The organism is Burkholderia sp. ABCPW 14 (genome assembly GCF_001523835.1).
Taxonomy (GTDB): domain Bacteria; phylum Pseudomonadota; class Gammaproteobacteria; order Burkholderiales; family Burkholderiaceae; genus Burkholderia; species Burkholderia mayonis.
This window is the reverse complement of record NZ_LOVS01000082.1, coordinates 24,553-49,860: the sequence shown is the minus strand read 5'-3', so window position 1 is coordinate 49,860 and position 25,308 is coordinate 24,553. Positions and strand designations below refer to the sequence as shown.

Below are 25,308 nucleotides of genomic sequence, written 5' to 3'. Positions count from 1 at the left end.
GACGATGGATTCCAGCCGCCTCGGCGCAATTGCGCTCGCACTCGGCGCACTCGGCGTGCTGATGCTCGCCGTGCTCGCGATCATGCGGATCGTGCTCACGCAGCGCACCGGCCGCACGCTCGCCGACGCGCTCGACCAGCGCGCGGCCGCGCTGGAAGCGGCCGCCGCGCGGGCGACGGCAGGCGCCGCGGCCGCGACTGGCGCGGCGCGTCCGCCCGCCGCGGATGCGGCGCCTGCCGAGCGCCGGCCGCGCTTCGCGACGCTGCTCGACCGCGCGGGCAAGTTCGGGATGCGATTGCTCGACACGCGGCTCGGCAAGCAGATCGTCGCCGACGAGGACCGGATGCTGCTCGAGCAGTGCGGGTACGTCGACGCGCACACGCGCGGCATTTTCCTGAGCGCGCGGATCGCGAGCGGGGTCGCGCTGCCGGCCGCCGTCGCGATCGTCGGCGGCGAGACGGTCGGCACGCATCTGACCGCGTGGGTCGCGCTGTCCGTCATCATCGGCTTCATGCTGCCGAAGATCTACGTGCGCCGCCGCGCGACGGCGCGCCGCCAGTCCGTCGTCGACGAGATGCCGCTTCTCGTCGACATGCTGCGGCTCTTGCAGGGCGTCGGGCTGTCGCTCGACCAGAGCATCCAGGTCGTCACGAACGACTTCAAGGGGATGCTGCCCGTGCTGTCGTCGGAACTCGGGATCGCGCAGCGGCAGTTCGTCGCGGGCCGCACGCGCGAGCAGTCGCTGCAGCGCCTCGCGACGAGCTTCAACAACGAGGATCTGCGCGCGATCGTGCGCCTGCTGATCCAGGTCGACAAGCACGGCGGCTCGGTGCAGGAGCCGCTCAAGCAGTTCGGCGACCGGCTGCGCGAAGTGCGGCGCGCGATGCTGCGCGAGCGGATCGGCCGCCTTACCGTGAAGATGACGGGCGTGATGATCGTCACGCTGCTGCCCGCGCTTTTCATCGTGACGGCGGGACCGGGGATGCTCGCCGTGACGCACGCGCTCACGGCCGCGCGCCGTTAGCCGGCGCGCAACGAAGGAAGAAACGACATGAGACGAAGCAGCTTTTCTCCAATGACGACGGCGGCGCTCGCGATGCTTGCGCTGTCGCTTGCCGCGTGCGGGGCGTTCAAGGAGTCGGGATACGGAATCGGCGCGCAGGCCGAGCGCGCGGCGCTGATGCAGGCCGCGGCCGACAAGAATGCGCCGCCCGACACGCCCGGCATGTATCTCGGGCTGATCGGCCGGATGCAGTCGCAAGGGCTCTATTACGCATCGCTCGCGCACATCGATGCGTACGAGAAGCAGTACGGCGCGTCGCCGGATACGATCCTGCTGCGTGCGGACGCGCTGCGCGCGACCGATCAGCCGGCGGCGAGCACGGTCGCGTACAGGCAGTTGCTGAACACGCCGCTCGCCGCGCGCGGCTATCGCGGGCTCGGCCTCTTGGCCGGCGCGTCGGGCGATTTCGACGCCGCGTCGCAGGCGCTCGCGCAGGCGACGACGCTCGCGCCCACCGATTCGCTGACGCTGTCCGATCTCGCCTATGCGCGCATGCGCGGCGGCGACGTCGTGGGCGCGCGCGTGCCGCTGATGAAGGCGGCCGAGCTCGACCAGAACAATCCGAAGATCCTGAGCAACGTCGCGCTCTTCCTGCTCGCGACGGGCCAGACGCGCGACGCGCTCGGCTTGATGAATCAGCTGAAGCTCGCGCCCGCGGTGCGCACGGAAATCCGCAACGACGCAACCAAGATCGCGGCCGCGTCGCGCGCGCGGCAGCGGGCGCTCGCGCGTCCGGGCGCGCCGAACGCGACCGGCTCGGCGAACGCGACGGGCTCGGCGAACGCGACGGGCGGCGCCAATATGGCGGGCATCGGCGCCGGGGCGTTGGGCGCGACAGGGGCGACAGGAGCGACAGGGGCGACAGGGGCGATAGGCGCGATAGGCGCGGCCGGCGGCAAGGGTGCAACGGCCGTCGCGGGGGCGCCCGTGCCGGTGGCCTCGGCATCCGCGTCGGGCTTCGAGCCGACGGTGCCGCTCTTGCAGCGATTCTCGCAATGACAGACGTGACACGGAGCCGACATGACGACGCATGACCACACCAAGACCGCCGCGGCCCGATCCGGACGCGGCCGCGCGCTTTGCGCGACGCTCGCGCTGGCGGGTGCGCTCGTGGGCACGGCGGGCGCCGCCCGCGCGCAATCGCCGCAAGGCTCGACGCCTGCCGCATCGGAAGTCGGCCACGCGACGCACACGTGGCTCGAATGGCAGGCGAGCAACCGCGACGCGGGGCCGTCGCAGCCGATGATCGGGGAGGCGGCGTCGATCGCGTACGAGCGCTATCTCGATTCGTTCAAGACCAGGATTCCGGCGTTCTACGGATCGGCTGCGAGCATGAGCGGCGGTGGCGGCGGGGCGGGCTCCCTTCTCACGCCTGCGTCGCGTTCTCAGTGAGGTTCGCATGCCGTTAGCTCGCCGTTGCGCCGATCGCCGGCCGTCCGCTCGCGGACGCCGGACGATCGCGCGCGAACGCGGCTCGTTCGCCGTCGTCGCGGCGGTCTGGATGCTCGTCGCGATCGCGGCGCTCGGCGCGGTCGACATCGGCAGCGTGTTCTTCGCGCGCCGCGACTTGCAGCGGGTCGCCGACATGGCGGCGCTCGCCGCCGCGCAGAAGATGGACGACCAGTGCACGCAGCCTGCCGCCGCCGCGAACGCGAACGCGCGCTCGAACGGCTTCGACCCGGCGAAGAGCGGCAACACGCTCGCGCTTTCATGCGGGCGCTGGGACACGCAGAGCAACGCGGGGCCGAGCTATTTCAATACGACGTCGACGCCGCTGAACGCGGTGCAGGTGACGGCGACGCAGAGCGTGCCGTACTTCTTCCTCGGCCCGTCGCGCACGGTCAGCGCGACGTCGACCGCGAAGGCGACCAACATCGATCAGTTCACGGTCGGCACGACGCTCGCGAGCCTGCAGGGCGGCCTCGTGAACAACGTGCTGAACGCGCTGCTCGGCGCGAATCTGAGCTTGAGCGTGCTGTCGTATCAGGCGCTCGCGTCGACGCAGATCAAGCTCGGCGACCTGATGGCGGCCGCGAACGTGCTGACGGTCAACGAACTGCTGTCGACACAGGTGACGGCGGGGCAGTTCGCGCAGCTGACGCTGACCGCGCTGTCGCGCACCCAGGTCGTGAACGCGAACCTGCAGGCGAGCGTCGCCGCGCTGCAGGCGATCGTCGGCGCGAATCTGGGCGGCGGAAAGTTCAGCATCGGCAGCCAGTCGGGCGGGCCCGGGGTGTTCGCGCTCGGCTTGTCCGATACGCAGGCGGCCGCCGACGCGAAGATCAACGTGTTCGACGCACTGATGGTCGCGGCGGAAGTCGCGGCGGCCGGCCGGCCCGCGGTGAACGTTGCGACGGGCTTGCAGCTCGCGGGGCAGGGCGCGACGCTCAAGCTGCAGATCATCGAGCCGCCGTCGATCGCGATCGGCGAGTCGGGCATCGATCCGAAGACGGGGGCGTGGCGCACGCAGGCGAACAATGCGCAGATCCGGCTGTATCTGAACGTGAGTCTCGGCCCCGCCGGTCTGCAGCCCACCGGCGTGCTGTTGCCGCTCGCGCTGCTCGTGAGCCTCGTCGACAACCTCATCCAAGTCAATCTGAACCTGCCGCTCACGCTGCAGGTCGCGACAGGCTCCGCGTGGCTGCAATCGACGAACTGCGCGACGACCGCCGCGTCGAGCCGCGCGGCGATCGTCGTGCAGCCGGGCCTCGCGAACCTGTGCATCGGCGACGTGCCGACGGATCTACCCGCGCAGCAGACGTTCGCGTGCAACGTGCCCGCGACGCTCGCGACGCTCGGCGTGCTGAGCGCGCCGCTGCTGCAGATCAAGTCGGCACTCGCGCTGCCCGCCGTGGTGCCGCAATCGAATGCGGCGACGCTGACATTCAACGGCGTGACGGGCGACGCCGACGACTACCAGGCGGCGAATTCGAACGCGTTGGGCTCGGTGCTCGCGAACGCGCTGTCGGGCGCCGCGCAATCGCTGACGGGGCAGAATGGCCTGACGCTCTACGTGCTCGGCGCGGCGGTGCCGGTCGGCAGCCTGCTTAATCCGGTGGTAACGGCTCTCGTGAACCAGCTCGGCCCCGTGCTGAGCTCGCTCGATCAGGTCGTCGTGCCGCTCCTGAACCTGCTCGGCGTGCAGGTCGGCGCGGCGACGGTCCACAACGAGGCGCTGACCTGCGGCACCGCGCAAACGGTATATTGAAGAAGTCACGATAACGATGAGAAACACGAACGCAATCGAAGGACTCGACCTGTACGTCTGGGAGGGCAAGGCCGACATCGTCGATCGGGTCGCACGCTGCATGTCGAGCTTCGAAGTCGAGGTGATTCGCGCCGACAACGAGGTGCTGTCGCCCGAGCGGACCGCGATGCGGCCGTCGCTCGCGATCATCAGCGTCACGATGATCGAAAGCGGGGCGGCGTTCCTTCGCAGCTGGCAGTCGGACATCGGCATGCCGGTCGTCTGGGTCGGCGCGGCGCGCGATCACGATCCGTCGCTGTATCCGCCCGAGTATTCGCATGTCCTGCCGCTCGACTTCACGTGCGCGGAACTGCGCGGGATGATCTCGAAGCTCGCGGTGCAACTGCGCGCGCATGCGGCAAAAACGCTCGAGTCGAGCGCGCTCGTCGCGCATTCCGAGTGCATGCAGGCGCTTTTGCAGGAAGTCGACACGTTCGCCGACTGCGACACGAACGTGCTGCTGCACGGCGAGACGGGCGTCGGCAAGGAGCGGATCGCGCAGCTGCTGCACGAGAAGCACTCGCGCTACTGCATGGGCGAGTTCGTGCCCGTCAACTGCGGCGCGATTCCGGATGGCCTGTTCGAATCGCTGTTCTTCGGGCACGCGAAGGGCTCGTTTACGGGCGCGGTCGGCACGCACAAGGGGTATTTCGAGCAGGCCGCGGGCGGCACGCTCTTTCTCGACGAAGTCGGCGATCTGCCGCTCTATCAGCAGGTCAAGCTGCTGCGCGTGCTCGAGGACGGCGCGGTGCTGCGCGTCGGCGCGACGGCGTCCGTCAAGGTCGATTTCCGGCTCGTCGCGGCGAGCAACAAGAAACTGCCGCAGCTCGTCAAGGACGGCCTCTTCCGCGCGGACCTATACTACCGGCTCGCGGTGATCGAGCTCAGCATCCCGTCGCTCGAAGAGCGCGGTCCCGTCGACAAGATCGCGCTCTTCAAGTCGTTCGTCGCATCGATCGTCGGCGACGATCGCCTCTCGGCGCTGCCGGAGCTGCCTTACTGGCTCGCCGAAGCGGTCGCCGATTCGTACTTCCCCGGCAACGTGCGCGAGCTGCGCAATCTGGCCGAACGGGTCGGCGTGACGGTCAGGCAGACGGGCGGCTGGGACACGGCGCGGCTGCAGCGGCTCGTCGCGCATGCGCGCAGCGCCGCGCAGCCGGTGCCGGCCGAGAGCGCGCCCGACGTGTTCGTCGATCGCAGCAAGTGGGACATGGCCGAGCGCAGCCGCGTGATCTCCACGCTTGACGCAAACGGTTGGCGTCGGCAGGATACCGCGCAGCATCTCGGCATCAGCCGCAAGGTGCTGTGGGAAAAGATGCGCAAATACCAGATTTTCGACGAGGAGCCTGAAGCACGGGAAAGCGAGTGAAGCGTGGCTGCGAGGCAGCCGGCAAACATGCATTCGAAAAACTACAACACATCGAAGCAGGAAAAACACAATGAGCCACATACGGGGAATGGGGCGCGTCTTCGTCGCGATCGCGGCGGCGGGCGGCCTCTGCGGCGCGCATGCGCAGGCATTGGATGGCGACGGCGGCGCGTCGCCGGCGTTGACGGCGTCCGCCGTGCCGGCGGCATCGGCCGTTTCGGCGCAGGCCGTCGTCAATCTGTCGGCGCCGAGCGCGGCGACGGCCGCGAGCGTCGACGCGAACGGGCAGAGCACGATCGACGAGTTGCAGCGGCAGATCCAGGCGCGCGAGCTGACCGAAATGCGCACGACGTACAACGGCAACTACGGCGCGAGCCTGCTGCTCAACGTCAAGGAAGGCACGTACTTCGTCGCGCTGTTCCAGCAGAAGGCGTTCTGGCGCGTGATCGAGACGGCGAACGATGCGCGCGCGGAAGCGGTCTACCGCGATTTCGCGAAGCAGTCCGAGAATCTCGCGGTGAGCGAGCTCCAGGCCGCGAAGCTCGAGTCGCAGAAGGCGCAGACGGACCGGCAGATCGCCGCCGCGCAGGAGCGGGCGAGCCGGCTGCAGGCGGATCTGAACATTGCGCGTGAGCAACGGGCGGCCGTCGCGAGCCGGCAGAAGGACAAGCGCGACGAGGCGGTCGCGCTGCAGGCGCAGGAGAACGAGCTGCAGGATCAGCTGCGCAAGCTGAAGCAGCAGGTGCGCTCGCTGCAGAGGCAGGCTGACGCCGGATTGCCGAGAGTACGGTGATCACAAATGGGGCGGGGCGGAACCGGACGGCTCCGCTTCAGGCAAGCGCCGGCTTTCGCCGCGACGCGCGCGCTCCCGAAGCTCGATGAGAAAAAGGGCAAGCCGGTGTACGGCTTGCCCTTTTTCGTATGGACGGAGGCGCTTATTGGCCGTCAGTCGGGCCGAGCGAGCGGCGGCGGCGCGTGACGATCACGGGGCCGTTGCCGTTGCGCTCCTGCGCGCCGGACGGCGTCGACACGCCGTCTTGCGGCTCACGCGGCGCGCCGTACGATTCACGGGGCTCGCGCGGTTCACGCGGCTCGCGCGTGCCGTAGCCTTCGCGGGGTTCGCGGGCACCATAGCCGCCGTCGCCGCGGGATTCGCGAGCGCCATAGCTGTCGCCGCCGCGGGATTCGCGGGAGCCGTAGCCGTCGCCGCCGCGGGATTCGCGGGAGCCGTAGCCGTCGCCGCCGCCGCCGCCGCGCGGCTCGCGGGAGCCGCCGTGCGAGCCATACGGACCGTGGCCGCCGCCTTCGCGCCCGCCGGAGCGGCCGCCGCCGCCATGCGGGCCGCCCGGACGCGGACCGCGCGGGCCGCCCGGACGGGCGCCGCCCGTGTCGAGCTGGATCGTCGAGATGGCGCGTTTATAGATGCCTTGCAGGCCGACGGGCGTGCGCAGCATCACCAGGTACTGGTCGAACGACTCAATGCACCCCGTCAGGCGAATACCGTTGACGAGATAGATTTCGACGCGCTTGCGTTCCTTGCGCGCGGCATTGATGAAGTCGTTTTGCGGATGGGATTCTGCAGGATTGGCCATTAAAAAGCGGCAGGTGCCGGCGTCAATTAAGAGTTATGCGTTTCGCCGCATGCGAACTTACACAGCGTTTGGCGGGATTTTACCCTGTTCGAACCCGATGCGCGCGCGAGCGTTTGTGTCCAACCGTTACCCACTATAGACGGTCCCGTGCATTTGCGCGATCCGTCCGAACGGCTAAAGCGCGTTTGGCCGCACTTTCGTTACGTCGGGTTACAGCTCTCGCACGGCCGTTGCACCTGGCGCCGCGCAGGTTCGCTAGAGTGCGTTCACGAAGCCGGCCACGCCGGCGAAACGAGGTGATGAACATGAAAAAGATTCTGACGATCACGATGCTGGGCATCGCGGCGCTCGCCGCATCGGGCGGCGCGACGGCGGGCGGCGTCGACCTGTCGATCGGGCTCGGCGTGCCGGTCGCGCCCGTCTATGTGGCGCCGCAGCCCGTCTACGTCGCGCCCCAACCGGCGGTCGTCGGGTATCCGGCGTACGGCGGATACGAATGGCGCGGCGACGACGATGAAGACCGCTGGGAGCGTCACCGGCACGAGCGCCGGTGGCACCGCCGCCACGACGACGACTGATCGCGTCAAGCGCGTGACGGTTGGCCGCCTCGGCTCGCCGAGGCGCCGCCGCAACGAAACGCCGCGCGAGCCGGAAAGCCGCGCGGCGTTTCGTTGTGTCGAATGCTCGTCGCCGTTCGTGACGAAACGATGACGGGTCAGAACTTGTAATCGGGATTCTTCGGATCGAACGCCGTTTCGTCGAACGACTTCGGCGTGACCTTCTCGAACACGATCCGCTCGAACACGCGGCCGTCGTTGTCGAACGATTCGACGGTGCGGAAGTACGGCTGCCGCAGATCGAGCCCGAGCGTCTCCCGCTTCGCATAGAACTGCGGCCGGCCGCCGGGCGTCTCGTAGGTGAGCGCGACGACGCGCACGCCCTTGATCGTCTTCGCCTCGACGTGCGTCGGCTTCAGCGCGCCGGCTTCGCGGTATTTCTTCGCCTCGCTCAGATAGAGGTTCGCGACGAACTCGGTGCCGAGATCGCGCACCTGATGGTTCGACTGCGCGCGGGCGAGCGCGCCGTCGAGCGACGTCCACATCGGCACCTTGCCGAGCAGGCCGCCCAGGTGGCCGTACATCTCGTCGGCGCGCTTCGTCGAGTCGTAGATCACTTCCTGGCCCGAATGCGCGCCGTCCGGCAGCCACTTTGCGTAGACGCGCAGCGGCCCGTGCGTCACCTTGACGAACATGTGGTCGGGCGTATCCGACCATTTGCCGCTGATGCGCTCCTGGCGCAGCATCGTGAATTCGTACGACGGATAGCCGATCGGCCCCGCCGCGACGTAATCGGGCACGGTCTGCGGATCGAGCGACTTGAAGAGCGCGGCGAGCGTCGCATCGTCGAGCTTCTCGAGCGCGCCCTGGCGAGCGGCCGTGCGCAGCCAGCGAACCTGCTGGTCGACGGACAGCTTCGCGACCTTCGCGAGCTCGGGCGGAAGCGCCGCATCCGCCGCGCCGGATTCGACGGCGGCGGGCGCTTCGGCGTTGGCCTGCGCCTGCGCGTACGCGGCGCCGTTGGCGAGCACGAGCGCGAGCGCCCCCACGGCCGAGGCGGCGGCGAGACAGCGCCGCGCGAACCGTGTTCGCGAAGACGAAGACCGGTATTGCAGTGATGCGTACGACATGCATTCCTCCCAGGAAGCGGACCAGAAATCTTGTAGTGGTGTTTTCGTTTTTCGTCAGTGCTTCGCAGACGGATTCGCCGGCGCGTTCGCGAGCTTCGCGAGTTCCTCGTCGCGCAGCGCGCGGCGCAGGATCTTGCCGACGTTGGTCTGCGGCAGCGCGTCGCGGAACTCGACCGCCTTCGGCATCTTGTAGCCCGTCAGGTTCTTGCGGCAGTGCGCGAGCACCGCTTCGGCCGTCAGCGACGGATCGCGGGGCACGACGAACACCTTGATGCGCTCGCCGTGCACGGGATCGGGAATGCCGATCGCCGCCGCCTCGCGGATGCCCGGATGCGACACGAGCACGTCTTCGATCTCGTTCGGATACACGTTGAAGCCCGACACGAGAATCATGTCCTTCTTGCGGTCGATCAGGCGGATGAAGCCTTTTTCGTCCATGACGCCGATGTCGCCCGTCGCGAGCCAGCCGTCGGCGTCGATCACCTTCGCGGTCTCGTCCGCGCGCTGCCAGTAGCCGCGCATCACCTGCGGGCCGTGCACGCACAGCTCGCCCGGCTCGCCGACGCTCGCCCACTCGCCGTCTTCCTTGCGAAAGCGCACGAGCGTCGACGGCGCGGGCAGCCCGATCGAGCCGCTGAACGATCGCTTTTCGTTCGCGTCGTACGGGTTCATCGTGACGATCGGCGAGCACTCGGTGAGCCCGTAGCCTTCGACGATCGGGCAGCCGGTCACTTGCTCGAAGCGCTCGGCGACCGCGCGCTGCATCGCCATGCCGCCCGCCATCGCGAGCTTGAGCTTCGAGAAGTCGCGCTTGCGGAATTCCTCGTTGTCGAGGAACGCGTTGTAGAGCGTGTTGATGCCGGTGATGCCCGTGAAGGTCTCGTGGCGCAGGATCTTCATCATCATCTTCGTGTCGCGCGGGTTCGCGATCAGGATGTTGCGCCCGCCGAGCCCGAGAAAGATGAACGCGTTCACCGTCAGCGAATAGATGTGATAGAGCGGCAGCGGTGTGAGCACCGTCTCGACGTCGCCCGTCAGCTGATCCTCGATCCACGCCTTCGCCTGCAGCAGGTTCGCGATCAGATTGCCGTGCGTGAGCATCGCGCCTTTGGCGACGCCCGTCGTGCCGCCCGTGTACTGCAGGAACGCGAGGTCGTCGTGCTCGAGCGCGACGGGCGCAGGCGCGCGGCGCGCGCCTGCCGCGAGCGCCGCGCGCAGGCGCACGGCCTGCGGCAGCCGGTACGGCGGCACGAGCTTCTTCACGTGCTTGAGCACGAAGTTGATCAGATGGCCTTTCGGATTGAGGCCGTCGGCGAGCAGATCGCCGAGCGCCGTCACGACGACGTGCTTGATCTGCGTTTCGGGCAGTGCTTCCTGCAGCGTCTTCGCGAAGTTCTCGAACACGACGATCGTCTGCGCACCGCTGTCCTTCAGCTGATGCGCGAGCTCGCGCACCGTGTAGAGCGGATTCACGTTGACGACGATCGCGCCTGCCTTCAGCGCGCCGAACAGCGTGACCGGATACTGGAACGTGTTCGGCAGCATGATCGCGACGCGGTCGCCGGGCTTCACGCCGAGGCTCTGCAGATACGACGCGAACGCGGCCGCCTTGCGCGCGAGCGCCGCGTAGGTCATGCGCGCGCCCGCGCTGATGAATGCGACGCGGTCCGCGTAGCGTGTCGTGCAATCGTCGAAGTACTGGGCAAGCGATCGGTATTGCGTGACGTCGATGTCGTGCGGCACGCCGGCGGGGTACGACGCGTACCAGATGCCATCGGTGTTCGGCGCTTGGGTGTGGGCGTGGGCGGGCGCAACGGGGGCGGTCATCGCTTGTCTCCTGATTCGTTGTGATGGGCCGGCGCGCGGGCGTCGGCGGCGCGGCGCGTGACGCGCCGTGCGATGCGTTGCTGGGGTGTGCGACGGAAGCGGCGCGTCGGATCGCGGCGGGCCCGGCGCCGCCGCGATCGGCCGCGCGCCGCGCGGCCGTGACTCGCTGCGCGCGACCTCAGGTCGCGTGGGTTTCGGGCGCGGCCGCGACGACCGGCTCGGCCGCGACCGCTTCGGTGCGTGGTGTCGTCGGCATCGGCGCGACGGACGCCGGGGCGACGGACGCCGGCGGCGCGATGTCCGCCGCGGGCGCCGAAACGGAGACCGGTTCGATCGCGGGCGCGACAGCGGGCGCCGACGGCGCGGAAACGACAGGCGCGGAAACGACAGGCGGCGCGATTGCCGCGAGCGGCTCGGCCGGCTGCGTCGCGTCGGTTGCGGCCGCTGCGCCGTCGAGCACCGACGCGAAGATCGTGAGCTGCGTCGCGTCGGGCATCGGCGCCCTCAGCGCGGCGACGATCAGCGACGACAGTCGCGCGATCATCTGCACGTCGTTCATCGTGCGGCCTTGCGTGAATTCGTCGATGAGGCTTTCGGTCTCCGCGCCCGCGAGCGCGCCCGACAGTGCGCCGATCGCGTAGTGCAGCCGCCAGCCGAGCTCCGCGCGCGGCAGGTTCGGCAGCGCGCGCTGGAACGCGTCGAAGAAGCGGCCGGCGACGGTCGCGTAGTGCGCGGTCAGGAAATTGCGCACGAACGCCGACGGATCGGTGTACGCGCGGCCGATGAGTCTGAGGAATGCGCGGCCGCCGCGTTGCGGATCGCGCGACGCCTGCAGCGCCGGAATGAACATCGCGCCCAGCACGTGCTCGCACGTGACGTGCGCGCCGAGTTGCGCATCGAACCGATCGAGGATGCGCAGGCGCTCCTCGTTCAGTTGATCGAGGCGCCGCGACAACATCGCGTGGATAAGCGCTTCCTTGCTGCCGAAGTGATAGTTGACCGCGGCAAGATTCACCGCTGCGCGCGATGTGATTTGCCGCATCGACATCGCTTCGAAGCCATGCTCGATGAAAAGATCTTCGGCCGCATCGAGGATGCGCGCCTTCGTCCCGCCGGATTGCCGGCTGGCCTGTCGAACTGCCATGTTCCGCCTCCCTTGCCGGTTTCCCGGTACGCGAACAAGCGATTCAAATGTGTAATTGAAACAACCGTTTTCATTAAGATAAAAAGCGGCACGGGGCGGCGGCAAGCGTTGTTTGTGGACAAACTCCTCTAGAGCGTGCGGTGCAATGCAGCATGAATGACGTGCTGCGCACTGTACGACGTGTGCTTGCGTGATGGTGCACCGCCGCGTGCGGGGCTATCCCGTCGTCGGGCTCATCGCGGCCGCCTGGGTCATGTCGATCCCGCGCCGCTCGCGGCTGAACACAATTAAAACGCAGATGACGACGGCGACGATGCCCGCGACCGTCGCGAGCGCCATGCTGTAATCGTTGCCGTGATTGACCGCGAGCTGCGCCTGCATCGTCGCGTTGCCCGATGCGAGCAGATTGCCGAGCTGGTAGACGAAGCCCGGGAACGTCGCGCGAATTTCGTCCGGCGAGATCTCGTTCAGATGCACGGGGATCACGCCCCATGCGCCTTGCACCGAGATCTGCATCAGGAACGCACCCGCGGCGAGCGCGAGCGCGCCGGTCGAGAACGCCCACAGCGGCAGCACGGGCAGCGCGATCATCGCGGCGATGAAGATCGCGCGGCGGCGGCCGATCCGCTCGGACAGCCAGCCGAACGTGAGGCCGCCGACGATCGCGCCGATGTTCAGCACGATCGTGATCCACGACACCGTGTGCGGATCGAAATGATGCTGCTCGCGCAGGAAGGTCGGATAGAGATCCTGCGTGCCGTGCGAGAAGAAGTTGAACGCGGTCATCAGGACGACTGCGTAGATCGACAGCTTCCAGTTCTGCTTGAGCGTCGCGACGAGGCTCGGGCGCGCGTGCTTTTCCATCTGCTTCCATGCGGGCGACTCGGGCACTTTCGCGCGCACGTACAGCACGAGAAGCGCGGGCAGCACGCCGATCATGAACATTCCGCGCCAGCCGATGTACTGGTAGAAGAGGCCGAAGACGACCGATGCGAGCAGATAGCCGCTCGGGTAGCCCGCCTGAAGCAGGCCCGACACGGCGCCGCGCGCGCGCGTCGGAATCGTCTCCATCGTCAGTGCGGAGCCGACGCCCCATTCGCCGCCCATCGCGATGCCGAACAGCGTGCGCAGCACGAGGAGCGCGGCCAGGCTCGGCGCGAAGCCGGACGCGAGCTCGAGCAGCGAGTAGCACGCGATGTTGATCATCAGCGTCGGCCGGCGGCCGAAGTGGTCGGCGAGGCGGCCGAAGATCAGCGCGCCGATCGGGCGCGCGGCAAGCGTCAGCGTGATGGCGAACGCGACGGCGGGAATTTTCGTGTTGAACTCGGCGGCGATGTCCTTCAGCACGAAAACCATCAGGAAGAAATCGAACGCGTCGAGCGTCCAGCCGAGATAGGCGGCGATCGTGACGTTGCGTTGTTCCCGCGTCCAGCTTAGGGTCATGACGGCGGTCTCCTCGAGAGGGAAGCGCCGTGGCCTTGGCCGTTTGCACCGTCCGGGCTGGCGCAGTGCGCAGACGGTAACGCGAGTGTACGCCGCTCATCGCGCGCGTGAAGGCTCCGAGCGATCCGATCCGGATTTATCCCTATGAAATACACTGTTGCGCGGCGAGCAATCGATGCGTTTGCCTCGACGCGTCGCGCCGCGTTGCGTCACGCGACGTCGCGCCATGTTGCGCCATGTCGCGCGAGATTGCATTGCGTCGTGCGAGTCGCCGGAATTCGCACCGGTTTCCGCGATGCGGCGAGCGATGCTAATGTGGCGCCGTCTTCTTTTTTCACGTGCTTACAGATGGATTCGGATTCGCAAGCTCGTCCGGCGCTGCCGATTCTCGAAACCGGCCGCTTGTGGCTGCGCCCGCGCGCGCTCGCCGATCTCGACGCATGCATCGAGATGGATCGCGATCCGGACGTGACGCGTCACATCGCCGGTCCGTGGGGCGATCCCGTCGAGCATCGTCGTTTCGTGGAGCACCGGATCACGCGTGGGTATCCGCCCGGGCTCGGCTACTGGTCGATCTTCGAGAAGGCGCGCCCGGACCGGTTCGTCGGGTGGACGCTGCTGATTCCCGATTACGTCGACGGCGGCCGCGACGTCGAGATCGGCTGGCGCCTCATGCGCGCCGCGTGGGGGCGCGGGATCGCGAGCGAAGCCGCGCAGTGCGTCGTCCGGCACGCGTTCGGGACGGTCAGGCTGCCGCGCATCGTCGCCGACATCGCCGCGGCGAACGGCGCGTCGCTGAACGTCGCGCGCAAGCTTGGGATGCGGCGCGTCGGCGTCGTGCAAGACGGCATCCCGTACATTCGCCACCGGCTCGAGCGCGCGGATCTGACGGCTCGCCGCTGATGCGTCTGCGCGCGGCCGAAGGCGGCGCGTGCGCGCCGCGCATCGTGCGGCGGTGCGGCAGCGCGCTTTGCGCAAGTTTCGGGGGCAATACGCTATTAACGCGGACGCCGATCCCATGTATCGTTGCCGAAATCGATTTCGGGAGCGCCATCATGACGATCGGCCAGGACGTGCATCTCATTCCCGCCAGGCTCGACGCGCTGCGTCCAACGCAGATCACGGTCGGCTATCGCGAAGTGAAGGCGAAGCGCAAGCATTGGAAGTCGCTCGGCAAGAAGGCGCGCCGGGCGGCGATCGAATCGCACTGGTTTCCGGCCGTGCTCGGGCCGGGCGGCGAATACTTCATCACCGATCATCATCATCTCGGGCTCGCGCTCATCGAAGAGGGCGTGAGCGAGGTGAAGGCGATGCTGCTGAAGGACTTGTCGTGGCTCGACGAGACGATCTTCTGGCGGATGATGGAGCACAACCAGTGGGTGCATCCGTTCGGTGCGAACGGCGCGCGCCACGACTACGTCCGCCTGCCGAAAACGCTCGTCGGCCTGAAGGACGATCCTTACCGCAGCCTTGCGGGCGAGCTGCGCACGGCGGGCGGCTATGCGAAGGACGCGACGCCGTTCAGCGAATTCCTGTGGGCCGATTTCCTGCGCCCGAAAATCGCGCTGACGGACATCCGCAAGGATTTCGCGAAGGCGCTCGAAGCGGCGCTCGCTCACGCACATGCGCAGGAGGCGCGCTATCTGCCGGGCTGGTCCGGCGTGATCGGGACGCCGCGCTGAGCGCCGCGTGTTCGGCCGAACCACGGGTCACGACCACGGAACGCGCATGGAGCTTCATTCGAACCGTCTCGACGCGCCGCCGCAGCACGCCGCACATTTCGCCGCGCTCGACGAGCCGCCCACGCCGCGCGGCCGGCGCACGGCGCTCGATGCGCTCGCCGGGCTGTCGATCGCGGGCCTGCTGATTCCCGAGGCGGTCGCGTACGCGGGGCTCGCGAACCTTCCGCCGCAAGCGGGGCTCATCGCGCTCTTGGCCGGGCTCGTCGTCTATGCGCTCGCGGGCAGCAGCCGCTTCGCGATCGTGTCGGCGACGTCGTCGTCGGCCGTCGTGCTCGCGGCGACCGTGATTTCCGAAGCGGGGCCGAACGTCGCCGCGCAGTTCCTGCTCGCGGCCGCGCTCGTCGCGACGACGGGCATCCTGTTCATCCTCGCGGGCGCCGCGCGCCTGGGCGGCATGTCGGACTTCATCGCGCGCCCGGTGCTGCGCGGCTTCACGTTCGGCCTTGCGCTCACGATCGTCATCAAGCAGTTGCCGAAGATTCTCGACGTGTCGATCCATCATAGCGATACGCTGCGCGTCGCACTCGACCTGCTGCTCGGGATTCCGCATTGCAACGTCTACAGCGCGGCGCTCGGCGCGACGGCGCTCGCGATCCTGTTCGCGCTCGGACGGCGCTCGCGCGTGCCGGCGACGCTTGTCGTCATCGTGCTCGGCATCGCGGCCGGCTATTGGATCGACTGGCATCGCTACGGGATCGCGGTCGTCGGCACGATCGACCTGCAGAACCTCGCGGTCGGGATGCCGGCGCTCGGCCGCTCTGAATGGATGCAGGCGGCCGAGTTCGGCTTCGCGCTGATGCTGATTCTGTACGCGGAGTCGTACGGGTCGATTCGCAACTTCGCGCTGAAGCATGGCGACACGATATCGCCGAACCGCGATCTCGTCGCGCTCGGCTGCGCGAATCTCGTGTCGGGGCTGCTGCACGGGATGCCCGTCGGCGCCGGCTATTCGGCGACGTCGGCGAACGAGGCCGCGGGCGCGCAGTCGCGCATGGCGGGCCTCTTCGCGGCAGCCGTGATCGCAATGATCGTCTGGCTGCTGCTGCCGCAGCTCGCGCGCATCCCGGAGCCCGTGCTCGCCGCGATCGTGATTTTCGCGGTTAGCCATTCGCTGCATCCCGAAGTGTTCCGGCCATACTGGGTGTGGCATCGCGACCGGATCGTCGTGATCGCCGCGCTGTCGGCCGTGATCGTGCTCGGCGTGCTGCACGGCCTGCTCGCCGCGATCGGCGTGAGTCTGCTGCTGACGCTGCGGCAACTGTCCGAGCCGAACGTGAGCGTGCTCGGGCGGCTGCGCGAGAGCCACGATTTCGTCGACGTGTCGATGCACGAGGACGCAAAGCCGATTCCGGGCGTGCTGATCGTGCGGCCGGAGGCGCAACTGTTCTTCGCGAACGCGGAGCGCGTGCTGAACATGGTGCGGCATCTCGCGCGCGACGCGCAGCCACCCGTGCACACGGTCATGCTGAGTCTCGAAGAGTCGCCCGACGTCGACGGCACGACGATCGAAGCACTGAAGACGTTCGCCGCCGAATGCGATGCGCGCGGCTGGCGCCTCGTGTTCGTGCGCCTGAAGCCGAACGTGCTGCGCGTGCTGCAGCGCGCGGCCGACGGGGCGCTGCGGGCGGGCGCGCTGTCGGAGCTGAGCGTCGACGAGAGTCTGCAACTGCTGGCGGCGAGCGAGTCGGCGGGCGCGTGACGCGCCGGCATCGGTCGCCGCTGCGCGTCGGTGCGTGGACGTGCGCGGCGGGTGCCTATCGCGACGGCGGGCTGCTCCCGTTCGTTCCGCTTGCGTGTCCCCGATGCCCGCCCGGTCCGCTCGGCCCGTTCGCTCGCACGCCGTCATGCAACGCGCGTTGGTCCGCGCGCGTCACGGCGTCGCGGCGCGCATCCCCGGCTGTACCGCGCGCAACTCGGAGAAGGGCACGCGCGACAGATCGAGCAGCGTCTGCGTCGTCGCTGCGATTTCGCGACGCACACGCGCGTAGTCGATCTTGTCCGCGGTCGTCGCGCCGTAGTTGAGGAGATACGTCGGGCCCGTGATGAAGTTGATCGTCGGCACGTGTGCGCGGCCCCAGAAATACTGTCCTTCGCCGGGCCAGACCGCATCGTTGGCGCTACCGCCGCCGTTCGGGTTCAGCGGCGGCATCGCGAACGCGGGCGCCGCGTTCGCGCGGCGCACCAGTGCATCGGCCGCGTCGACGAGCGCTGGGACGCTCGGCATGAACAGCGCCGTCGGCTCCGCCTTGCCGGTCGGCACGAGCACGCCGCGCGCGTTCGGCAGCCATTCCTGCGCGCCCAGATGCTCGATCGTGACGACGCACGCGATCCGCGCGACGAGGCCGTCGTGCGCATGGCGCGCGAGGAAATCCTCGACGCCGACACCGCCCGCGAAATGCCCGCTCGACAGCATGATCATGATCGTGCGCGGCAGCGCCGCGCGCGGCACGCGGCACGCGGCTCAGGTACTGCGCGATCGCGACGATCGCGTTCGGGCCGTTGTCTTCGATCCCGTTCGTGCCGTCCGTATGGCTGTTGACGACGGTCAGCTCGTCGGTCGCGCCGGGGATGATGCCGATCAGGTTGCGGGTCTGAACGCGCTCGATGCTCGCGTCGAGCGTTAGCCTGAGCATCGCGCGGCGGTCCGCGAGCGCCGCGAGCTTCGCGCCCATCGCGCGATCGACGAAGAGGCCGGGCACGCGGCGCAACTGGCCGTCGTACGGCGCGTAGAGATCGGTCGCCTCGGCGACGGACGTGTCGGCGATCATCACGACGCCGGCCGCGCCCGCGGCCTGCAGCTTGTCGAGCATCGCGGTGAGTGGGCCGACCATGAAGCTCGTGCGGACGTAGGGCGCCGACGGCGGAAACGCATTGTCCGGATCGAAGATGCGCAGCGCGCGCGCGTGGAAGAACGCGCCCGATAGCCTCATGTCGGGCAATTCGACGACGGCGATCTTGCCGGCGATGTCGGCGTCGGGCGCCTGTCCCGGCGCGAGATACCGGATCGGCGCGACGACGCCTTCGCGGCCGGTATCGCCGGAATACGGGATGTAGCCGGCGACGTCGATGCGCTCGGGCGGCGCGCCGTCGACGACGTCGAGCCGCCAATGGCGCGCAGTCCAGCGCGTCATCGGCACCGCTTCGGTGTAGAGCCGCGGCACGCCGGCGCGCGCGAGACGGCGGCGCAGCGCGTCGATATAGCGTTCGTGCGCGGGCGAGCCGGTCGACCGAAGTCCGCGGCGGTCGAGGTCGATCTGCCAGCGCACAAGCTGTGCCGGCGGCAGGAGCTGCGACGCGTCCACTTCGACGGCCGCTCGATCCGGCAACGCGGCTGCCGGCCAGGCGTCTGGCTCCGGATCGGCGTGCGCCGCTTCGACCGTCGACAGCGCGAGCAACAGCGCGCATCCCGAAACGCCGAGCAAGCGGCGCGTCCATGATTTGAGCTGAGTCATTCGAATCTCCTCGAGAGGCAGATCGCAGGGTGGCCGATCTGCGATGCGACGTGGGCCTCGGTGGCGCCCTCGCCAGATGATGCGAAACGAATGGAACGAACCGAGACGCGATCGCGTGGGGCGACGCGTCGACATCGATGCGCGTCGTGACGTCGAGGCTCGCGTGTCTCGGCCTTCGCGCGTCGGCCGGCGTTTCGACGCACGTCCGGCGTGCGAGACGTCACGCTTGCCGCCTCGCGCTACGTTCGACGCCCTGACGGTTGGGGCGGATGCATGTCGGCTTCGACGATGTGGCGATGTGGCTCGGGCAGGCGGCGCGCCGTATGCTGCGTGCTGCGTGCTGCGTGCTGCGTGCTGCGTGCTGCGTGCTACGTGCTACGTGCTACGTGCTACGTGCTACGTGCTACGTGCTACGTGCTACGTGCCGCGGGCGATGCGAAGAGTCCGTCTGGCAATGCTGTTCGACACGGCTGAAGAAGGCGAACGCACGACGGCCGCATCGCACACGCATCGTCGCGGACACACCGAACGCCACGGTGCGCCGCTTCGCACCTACGCGTGGCACTCGGCGACGCGCGCCGCTCAGCCTCGCACGCCGCCGAGCAAGACCGAGCAAGACCGAGCAAGACCGAGCAAGACCGAGCAAGACCGAGCAAGACCGAGCAAGACGCGACGGCACCGTCGCGCCCCCGGACTCAGCGTCGTCGCTTGCGCTGCGGCGGTGGCCGTTGCCGCAGTCGCTGCGGCCGCTGACGGGGCTGGCTCCATGCGGCACCGCGATCGCGAATGAAGTTCGACAGCTCGGCAGTCGACGCGAGCGGCGCCTCCGCCTCCTCGTAATGGTCTTTCTCGTTGCGCAGCGGCAGCGCGGCGATGCGTGCCGCATGGAGCTTGTCGAATCTCGAAGGCGTCGCCGCATTCGGATGGGGCAGCGTCGACACGGGCACCGTCACGCCGCTCAGCGGATCGTCGTCGGCGGCGCGCGGGGTCGCGAGCGTTGAGCACATCGCCGAGCGACGCAGCGGCTTGGTGTTGACTCCGGTCGGGATGCATCCGTCGAGCGCTCGGGCGGCCGCCGTGGCGGAGGCGATGGGCTTCCGGGCTTGCGTCGGGCCTTGGATTCGTGTGCGGAAAGTGCGTCGGGCATGTGATCGTTATACGAATGCCGGCGTCGAAGTTCAAATGCGATGCGTCGGAACGGCAGCGTGGGACGCGTTCGACGGCGGGGCGGCGGCGTTGCGCGAACGTGCTTCGGGGCGCGTGTGTGCGAGGCGGGTGGACGATCCGAGCGCGCCGCATCGGAGCGCACGCGCGGGACGATGCGCGAGCGCAGCATGCGTTCGACAGGAGGGCGTTTTATCGCTTGTCCCGAGCGGGGCTGCGCATAGGGCGGGCTCGGGCCGGTTCCCGGATCGCTTGACGAGCGCGTGACCGGGTGATGGCGTGAGGGCCGTTGCAATGACGGCGTATGCGCGGGGCGCGCCGTGCTTCGCAGCGCGTATCACGCATGACGCAAACGAGCGGGGCCGCTTGCGCGGAAAACAAAAAACCCCGTACGCGATGCGTTACGGGGTTCGTTATGCTGCTCGAAAAGTGATGGTGCCCAGGAGAGGACTCGAACCTCCACGATGTTGCCACCGCTAGGACCTGAACCTAGTGCGTCTACCAATTCCGCCACCTGGGCACTGCTGCATCGAGCAAGACCGCCATTTTAGACGTCTCATGAATTCTGTCAACAGAAATTTGGGGTGAGACCAAAAATCCATGAAGACAATGTTCGCGAGACGCATGCAGCCTCACACAAAAAGAAAAAGCCAGCTTGCGCTGGCTTTTAAATTTGGTGCCCAAGAGAGGACTCGAACCTCCACGGTGTTGCCACCGCTAGGACCTGAACCTAGTGCGTCTACCAATTTCGCCACCTGGGCAGGTGCGTGTGCTGCAAAGACCGCCATTATAGACGGCCGATCGCGTCTGTCAATACTTTTTCGTCGTCCGCGCGGGCCGCGGCGAGCGCGGCACAACACGCGGCGCGCGGTCCGTTTGCCGCAGCGGCGGGTGTTAGAATGGGGCGGCATGAGCGGCGCGCCCGTTCGGCTCCGCTTGCCGCGGTCGCGCAAGCCAAACGCAACGAGAAAAATCATCGACAAGCCCTTGAGCAAGTATCCGTATCCCATTCCGAGCCGCGAAGAGATTCTCGGCGTGCTGCGCACGAGCGACGCGCCGCTTGCGGCGAACGACATCGCCGAAGCGCTGTCGATCAAGCGTCAGGAGCGCGAAGGATTTTTCCGGCGCGTCGCCGCGATGGAGCGCGACGGCCAGATCCGGCTCGACAAGCGCGGCCATTATCAGCTGACGCATCCGTCCAACTTCGTCGCGGGCCGCGTGCAGGGCCATCGCGACGGCTACGGCTTCGTGATCCGCGACGACGGCCAGGACGACCTGTTCCTGCCGAACGCCGAGATGCAGAAGGTGATGCACAACGACCGCGTGCTCGCGCGGATCGTCGGCTACGACCGGCGCGGCCGGCCGGAAGGGCATGTCGTCGAGGTGACCGAGCGCGCGAACAAGCGCGTGATCGGGCGTCTCCTCAACGAGAACGGCGCGCTCATCGTCGCGCCCGAGGACAAGCGGATCGGCCACGACATCCTTGTCGCGCAGAACGCGAAGAAGGCGAAGGTCGGGCAGGTCGTCGTCGTCGAGCTCACCGATTTTCCTAGCCGTCATTCGCAGCCGCTCGGCCGCGTCGTCGAGGTGCTCGGCGACATCGACGATCCCGGCATGGAGATCGAGATCGCGGTGCGCAAGTACGGCGTGCCGCACGAGTTCGGCCCGGACGCGCTCGGCGAGGCCGCGGCGCTGCCGGACAAGGTGCGGCCCGGGGATCTGCGCTATCGCGTCGATCTGCGCGACGTGCCGCTCGTCACGATCGACGGCGAGGACGCGCGCGACTTCGACGACGCCGTATATTGCGAGCAGATCCCGGTCGGCCGCGGCGAGGGCTTGCGCCTCATCGTCGCGATCGCGGACGTGTCGCACTACGTGCAGCCGGGCAGCCCCCTCGACGCCGATGCGGTCGAGCGCAGCACGTCCGTCTACTTCCCGCGCCGCGTGATTCCGATGCTGCCCGAGAAGCTGTCGAACGGGCTCTGCTCGCTGAATCCGCAGGTCGACCGCTGCGTGCTCGCGTGCGACATCGTCATCACCGCGCGCGGCGACATCAAGGCGTATCAGTTCTATCCGGCCGTGATCCACTCGGCCGCGCGCCTCACGTATACCGAAGTGGCCGCGGTGCTCGCGAACACGAAGGGGCCGGAGGCCGCGCGCCGCGCCGAGTTGATGCCGCACCTGCAGAACCTGTACGGCGTCTACAAGGCGCTCTTCGTCGCGCGGCAAAAACGCGGCGCGATCGATTTCGACACGACCGAAACGTACATCGTCTGCAACGCGCAAGGCAAGATCGAGCAGATCCTGCCTCGCCAGCGCAACGACGCGCATCGTCTGATCGAGGAATGCATGCTCGCCGCGAACGTCTGCGCGGCGGATTTCCTCAAGCGCAACAAGCACCCGGGCCTCTACCGCGTGCACGCAGGGCCGACGCAGGAAAAGCTCGAGAACCTGCGCGCGTTCCTGCGCGACATGGGGCTCACGCTGGGCGGCGGCGACACGCCGCACGCGAGCGACTACGCGGCGCTGATGGCGCACATCCGCGACCGGCCCGACGCGCAGATGCTGCAGCCGATGCTGCTGCGCTCGATGCAGCAGGCGGTCTACAGCCCGGACAACATCGGCCACTTCGGTCTCGCGTACGACGCATACGCGCACTTCACGAGCCCGATCCGCCGCTATCCCGACCTGCTCACGCACCGCGCGATCTACGCGATCCTCTCCGGCAAGAAGTACACGCCGAAGTCGCCGGAAGGCGTCGAGCTGAACACCGCGCTGTCGCCGCGCGCCCGCGCGATGCAGCGCGAGGACGACGAAGTGCGCGGCCGCGCACGTTCGAACACGGCGATCTGGGAAGAGCTGGGGCTCCACTGCTCGGCAAACGAGCGGCGCGCAGACGAGGCGTCGCGCGACGTCGAAGCGTGGCTCAAGTGCTATTTCATGCGCGACAAGCTCGGCGAGGAGTATGGCGGGATGGTGAACGGCGTGACGTCGTTCGGCATCTTCGTGCAGCTCGACGCGCTCTTCATCGAAGGCCTCGTGCACGTGACGGAGCTGGGCGCCGACTACTTCCAGTACGACGAAGTCAAGAACGAGCTGCGCGGCGAGCGCACGGGCATCCGTTATCGGCTGTCCGATCGCGTGCGCGTGCAGGTGAGCCGCGTGGACCTCGACGCGCGCAAGATCGATTTCCGGCTCGTGCGCGAGGCGCCCGTCAAGGCGCCGCGTCCGGCGGTGTCGGCGGCCGCGGTGGAGCCGGGCGGTGCGCGCGTGCGCTCGCTGCCGCCCGCTGATGTGCCGCCGGCGCGCCGCAAGAAGACCGTGAGCGCGCCGAGCGCAGCGGTGAAGGAAGCGCGCGCGGCGCGCAAGAAGGGCGCTGCGTCGAAGCCGGCCGCGAAGAAGGCGCGTTCGCGCAAGAAGTACTGATCGAGCGCGTCGCCGTCGAGCGCCGACGCCGATTGACCGAGACGCCGCGCACCCGGACGGGTGTGCGGCGCTTTCCATTTTCATTGCGGCCGTGCGATGCGCGGCCGCGCGTTTTGATCGAAGGTTGTTCCAGCCATGTCACGTCTGAAGGTTCTCTACGGTTTTCATGCGGTGACCGCACGCATGCGGCACGATGCGTCGACAGTCGCGGAGGTGTTCTACGATCAGACGCGCCGCGACCGCCGGATGCAGGATTTCCTGCACACCGCGAAAGAGGCAGGCGTGCGTCTCATCGCCGCCGACGAGACGCGGCTCTGGGGGCTCGCGCATACCGAGCGCCACCAGGGTGTCGTCGCGCGCGTCGAGGATCTGCCGCTTGCGCAGAACCTTGCCGAGTTGCTGGACGGTATCGCCGGGCCGGCGCTGCTGCTCGTGCTCGACGGCGTGACCGATCCGCACAATCTGGGCGCATGCCTGCGCGTTGCCGACGCGGCGGGCGCGCACGCGATCATCGCGCCGCGCGACCGTGCGGCCGGGCTCAACGCCACCGCCGCAAAGGTCGCGAGCGGCGCGGCCGATACGGTGCCGTACATCACGGTGACGAACCTCGCGCGGGCGCTGCGCGAGCTGAAGGACGCGGGCGTGTGGGTGATCGGCACGTCGGACGACGCGACGGCGAGCCTCTACGACACGAAGCTCGACGGCCCGGTCGCGCTCGTGATGGGCGCGGAAGGCGAGGGAATGCGGCGCTTGACGCGCGACACGTGCGACGAAGTGATGTTCATCCCGATGGTGGGGAGCGTCGAGAGCCTGAACGTGTCGGTCGCGAGCGGCGTGTGCCTGTACGAGGCGATCCGGCAGCGGGGCGCGAAGCAGTAAGCGCGCCGTGTGCGCGTTTGCCGCCGGGTTCGAACGGCGGGCGAGCGCAGCTTCGTCCACGGTGCCCGACGGCGCGCGGGCGGCGGCTTGCGTTGCCGATGCGTTCGCATGCGTCGTTGTCGAAGCGAATCGAATCGAATTGCGACGCGGCGGTTTTCATCGACGAGAGGCGCCGATGCGCGTCTTTTTTGATTGCGATGCATGGCGGCCGCCCGGCCGCATCGTTTGCCGTTTTCGCAAAACAGACACAAAACGCGCAAGAATACGATCGACGAAGCGTCTAGAATGAGGCGCTCATGTCGGGGCGGCCTCGTCCCGGCGACCGCAGATTTACCGAGCGCCGTCATCATGAAATTCCCTTTCCGCCACGCGTTTCTCGCGAGCCTCAGCCTGCTCGCCGCCTGTACGACACCCACGCTCGTCAATCACGGCGACTATTACGCCGACACGAGCCGCCCCGCGCGCAGCGTCGATTCGCGCATCCGTTTCCTCGTCATGCATTACACCGAGATCGGCGAAGCGCAATCGCTGCGCGTGCTGACGCAGGAAAACGTCAGCGCCCATTACGTCGTATCCGACCAGCCGAGCCTCGAACGGGGCGTTCCCGTCGTCTATCAGCTCGTCCCGGAAAGCGAGCGCGCGTGGCACGCGGGCGTGAGCTCGTGGCAGGGCGCAACCGAATTGAACGGCGTGTCGATCGGCATCGAGAACGTGAATCGCGGCCCGATCGATACGCCGCAGGGCCGCATGTGGGCGCCGTATCCGCCCGCGCAGGTCGACGCGATCGTTCGGCTTGCGAAGGACATCGTCGCCCGCTACCAGATTCCACCGACGCGCGTCGTCGGCCACAGCGACATCGCGCCGCAGCGCAAGATCGATCCCGGCCCGCTGTTCCCGTGGCGCGCGCTCGCGAAGGCGGGCGTCGGCGCGTGGCCCGACGATGCTACAGTGGCCGCGCGTCTCGCGGGGCAGCCGCCGAAGTCGCTCGTCGACGTGCGCGAACTGCAGCTGAAGCTCGCGCGCTACGGCTACGACGTCGCGACGGACGGCGTGCTCGACGATCGCACGCGGCGCGTGATCGCCGCGTTCCAGATGCATTTCCGGCCGACCGATTACGCCGGCAATCCGGATGCGGAAACCGACGCGATCGCGCAAGCGCTGCTCGACAAGTACATGCCTTCGCAGCCGGCGCCCGAGCGCGACGCGGCGGCGGCCGACGTGGCAAGCGCGGTTGCGGTGCCGTGAATGTGTTTGGCGGTCGGGCGACGAAGCG

At 68.1% G+C, this 25,308-nt stretch carries 18 protein-coding genes, 2 tRNA genes and 2 pseudogenes; 13 read left to right on the top strand and 9 right to left on the bottom strand.

Features of this window, described 5'->3' with window-relative positions; translation table 11 throughout:
• Positions 1-4 precede the first annotated feature (4 nt).
• From WS62_RS12280 to WS62_RS12255, 6 genes are all read left to right on the top strand, one after another.
• Positions 5-1,024 (top strand): type II secretion system F family protein, encoded by a 1,020-nt coding sequence (locus WS62_RS12280; protein ID WP_066571067.1) that lies wholly within the window; start codon positions 5-7, stop codon positions 1,022-1,024.
• A gap of 27 nt (positions 1,025-1,051) precedes the next feature.
• Complete coding sequence (locus tag WS62_RS12275) at positions 1,052-2,062, top strand: tetratricopeptide repeat protein (RefSeq protein ID WP_066571066.1); 1,011 nt, start codon at positions 1,052-1,054, stop codon at positions 2,060-2,062.
• 21 nt (positions 2,063-2,083) lie between these two features.
• A complete protein-coding gene (locus WS62_RS12270; protein ID WP_066571065.1) occupies positions 2,084-2,455 on the top strand; it encodes a DUF3613 domain-containing protein in 372 nt (123 codons plus the stop codon).
• A gap of 7 nt (positions 2,456-2,462) precedes the next feature.
• Positions 2,463-4,271, top strand: a complete 1,809-nt coding sequence (locus tag WS62_RS12265; protein ID WP_066571064.1) for a TadG family pilus assembly protein — start codon at positions 2,463-2,465, stop codon at positions 4,269-4,271.
• Positions 4,272-4,287: 16 nt separating this feature from the next.
• Entirely contained in the window at positions 4,288-5,679 is a 1,392-nt protein-coding gene (locus WS62_RS12260; protein ID WP_066571063.1) for a sigma 54-interacting transcriptional regulator, read from the top strand.
• An 88-nt stretch (positions 5,680-5,767) separates the two neighbouring features.
• Positions 5,768-6,472, top strand: coding sequence for a DUF2968 domain-containing protein (locus tag WS62_RS12255; RefSeq protein WP_066571062.1), 705 nt, complete (start codon positions 5,768-5,770; stop codon positions 6,470-6,472).
• A 142-nt stretch (positions 6,473-6,614) separates the two neighbouring features.
• Here WS62_RS12255 and hfq read toward each other — a convergent pair whose 3' ends face one another.
• Positions 6,615-7,271 carry an RNA chaperone Hfq gene (gene hfq / locus WS62_RS12250; protein ID WP_066571061.1) on the bottom strand — a complete coding sequence of 219 codons (657 nt, stop codon included), beginning with the start codon at positions 7,269-7,271 and terminating at the stop codon, positions 6,615-6,617.
• 305 nt (positions 7,272-7,576) lie between these two features.
• Here hfq and WS62_RS12245 point away from each other — a divergent pair, with 305 nt between their 5' ends.
• Entirely contained in the window at positions 7,577-7,849 is a 273-nt protein-coding gene (locus WS62_RS12245; protein WP_066571100.1) for a hypothetical protein, read from the top strand.
• 137 nt (positions 7,850-7,986) lie between these two features.
• Here WS62_RS12245 and WS62_RS12240 read toward each other — a convergent pair whose 3' ends face one another.
• From WS62_RS12240 to WS62_RS12225, 4 genes are all read right to left on the bottom strand, one after another.
• Positions 7,987-8,958, bottom strand: a complete 972-nt coding sequence (locus WS62_RS12240; protein ID WP_066571060.1) for a DUF1571 domain-containing protein — start codon at positions 8,956-8,958, stop codon at positions 7,987-7,989.
• Between the two features lie 54 nt (positions 8,959-9,012).
• Entirely contained in the window at positions 9,013-10,785 is a 1,773-nt protein-coding gene (locus WS62_RS12235) for an AMP-binding protein (RefSeq protein ID WP_066571059.1), read from the bottom strand.
• A gap of 178 nt (positions 10,786-10,963) precedes the next feature.
• Positions 10,964-11,929, bottom strand: coding sequence for a TetR/AcrR family transcriptional regulator (locus tag WS62_RS12230; protein WP_066571058.1), 966 nt, complete (start codon positions 11,927-11,929; stop codon positions 10,964-10,966).
• 216 nt (positions 11,930-12,145) lie between these two features.
• Entirely contained in the window at positions 12,146-13,372 is a 1,227-nt protein-coding gene (locus tag WS62_RS12225; protein ID WP_066571057.1) for an MFS transporter, read from the bottom strand.
• A 348-nt stretch (positions 13,373-13,720) separates the two neighbouring features.
• On the opposite strand from WS62_RS12225, the gene WS62_RS12220 reads away from it, so the two are divergent.
• The 3 genes from WS62_RS12220 (at position 13,721) to WS62_RS12210 (ending at position 16,813) form a co-directional block, all read left to right on the top strand.
• Complete coding sequence (locus WS62_RS12220) at positions 13,721-14,275, top strand: GNAT family N-acetyltransferase (RefSeq protein ID WP_066571056.1); 555 nt, start codon at positions 13,721-13,723, stop codon at positions 14,273-14,275.
• Between the two features lie 152 nt (positions 14,276-14,427).
• Entirely contained in the window at positions 14,428-15,054 is a 627-nt protein-coding gene (locus WS62_RS12215; RefSeq protein ID WP_066571099.1) for a ParB-like protein, read from the top strand.
• A 46-nt stretch (positions 15,055-15,100) separates the two neighbouring features.
• Positions 15,101-16,813, top strand: a complete 1,713-nt coding sequence (locus tag WS62_RS12210) for a SulP family inorganic anion transporter (RefSeq protein WP_066571055.1) — start codon at positions 15,101-15,103, stop codon at positions 16,811-16,813.
• Between the two features lie 171 nt (positions 16,814-16,984).
• Here WS62_RS12210 and WS62_RS12205 read toward each other — a convergent pair.
• The 4 genes and pseudogenes from WS62_RS12205 to WS62_RS12190 form a co-directional block, all read right to left on the bottom strand.
• Positions 16,985-18,566: pseudogene (locus WS62_RS12205) on the bottom strand (PA domain protein).
• A gap of 695 nt (positions 18,567-19,261) precedes the next feature.
• Positions 19,262-19,613: pseudogene (locus tag WS62_RS12200) on the bottom strand (alkaline phosphatase family protein); the annotation flags it as partial.
• Between the two features lie 550 nt (positions 19,614-20,163).
• Positions 20,164-20,250: transfer RNA gene (locus WS62_RS12195), tRNA-Leu, on the bottom strand.
• Between the two features lie 154 nt (positions 20,251-20,404).
• Positions 20,405-20,491 (bottom strand) — tRNA-Leu (locus WS62_RS12190).
• Positions 20,492-20,717: 226 nt separating this feature from the next.
• Here WS62_RS12190 and rnr point away from each other — a divergent pair.
• The 3 genes from rnr to WS62_RS12170 all read left to right on the top strand — a co-directional run bounded on the left by rnr (position 20,718) and on the right by WS62_RS12170 (position 25,280).
• Positions 20,718-23,156, top strand: a complete 2,439-nt coding sequence (gene rnr / locus WS62_RS12185) for a ribonuclease R (RefSeq protein WP_066571098.1) — start codon at positions 20,718-20,720, stop codon at positions 23,154-23,156.
• 135 nt (positions 23,157-23,291) lie between these two features.
• Entirely contained in the window at positions 23,292-24,035 is a 744-nt protein-coding gene (gene rlmB / locus WS62_RS12180; RefSeq protein WP_066489637.1) for a 23S rRNA (guanosine(2251)-2'-O)-methyltransferase RlmB, read from the top strand.
• Positions 24,036-24,383: 348 nt separating this feature from the next.
• Positions 24,384-25,280 carry an N-acetylmuramoyl-L-alanine amidase gene (locus WS62_RS12170; RefSeq protein WP_066571052.1) on the top strand — a complete coding sequence of 299 codons (897 nt, stop codon included), beginning with the start codon at positions 24,384-24,386 and terminating at the stop codon, positions 25,278-25,280.
• Positions 25,281-25,308: the final 28 nt, after the last annotated feature.

Bases quoted from the DNA above. Each gene is read 5' to 3' on its own strand.
- WS62_RS12220 (WP_066571056.1), top strand. From the start codon at position 13,721: ATGGATTCGGATTCGCAAGCTCGTCCGGCGCTGCCGATTCTCGAAACC.
- hfq (WP_066571061.1), bottom strand. From the start codon at position 7,271: ATGGCCAATCCTGCAGAATCCCATCCGCAAAACGACTTCATCAATGCC.
- WS62_RS12275 (WP_066571066.1), top strand. From the start codon at position 1,052: ATGAGACGAAGCAGCTTTTCTCCAATGACGACGGCGGCGCTCGCGATG.
- rlmB (WP_066489637.1), top strand. From the start codon at position 23,292: ATGTCACGTCTGAAGGTTCTCTACGGTTTTCATGCGGTGACCGCACGC.
- WS62_RS12255 (WP_066571062.1), top strand. From the start codon at position 5,768: ATGGGGCGCGTCTTCGTCGCGATCGCGGCGGCGGGCGGCCTCTGCGGC.
- WS62_RS12170 (WP_066571052.1), top strand. From the start codon at position 24,384: ATGAAATTCCCTTTCCGCCACGCGTTTCTCGCGAGCCTCAGCCTGCTC.
- WS62_RS12210 (WP_066571055.1), top strand. From the start codon at position 15,101: ATGGAGCTTCATTCGAACCGTCTCGACGCGCCGCCGCAGCACGCCGCA.
- WS62_RS12270 (WP_066571065.1), top strand. From the start codon at position 2,084: ATGACGACGCATGACCACACCAAGACCGCCGCGGCCCGATCCGGACGC.
- WS62_RS12245 (WP_066571100.1), top strand. From the start codon at position 7,577: ATGAAAAAGATTCTGACGATCACGATGCTGGGCATCGCGGCGCTCGCC.
- WS62_RS12230 (WP_066571058.1), bottom strand. From the start codon at position 11,929: ATGGCAGTTCGACAGGCCAGCCGGCAATCCGGCGGGACGAAGGCGCGC.
- WS62_RS12280 (WP_066571067.1), top strand. From the start codon at position 5: ATGGATTCCAGCCGCCTCGGCGCAATTGCGCTCGCACTCGGCGCACTC.
- WS62_RS12260 (WP_066571063.1), top strand. From the start codon at position 4,288: ATGAGAAACACGAACGCAATCGAAGGACTCGACCTGTACGTCTGGGAG.
- WS62_RS12225 (WP_066571057.1), bottom strand. From the start codon at position 13,372: ATGACCCTAAGCTGGACGCGGGAACAACGCAACGTCACGATCGCCGCC.
- WS62_RS12265 (WP_066571064.1), top strand. From the start codon at position 2,463: ATGCCGTTAGCTCGCCGTTGCGCCGATCGCCGGCCGTCCGCTCGCGGA.
- WS62_RS12240 (WP_066571060.1), bottom strand. From the start codon at position 8,958: ATGTCGTACGCATCACTGCAATACCGGTCTTCGTCTTCGCGAACACGG.
- WS62_RS12235 (WP_066571059.1), bottom strand. From the start codon at position 10,785: ATGACCGCCCCCGTTGCGCCCGCCCACGCCCACACCCAAGCGCCGAAC.
- WS62_RS12215 (WP_066571099.1), top strand. From the start codon at position 14,428: ATGACGATCGGCCAGGACGTGCATCTCATTCCCGCCAGGCTCGACGCG.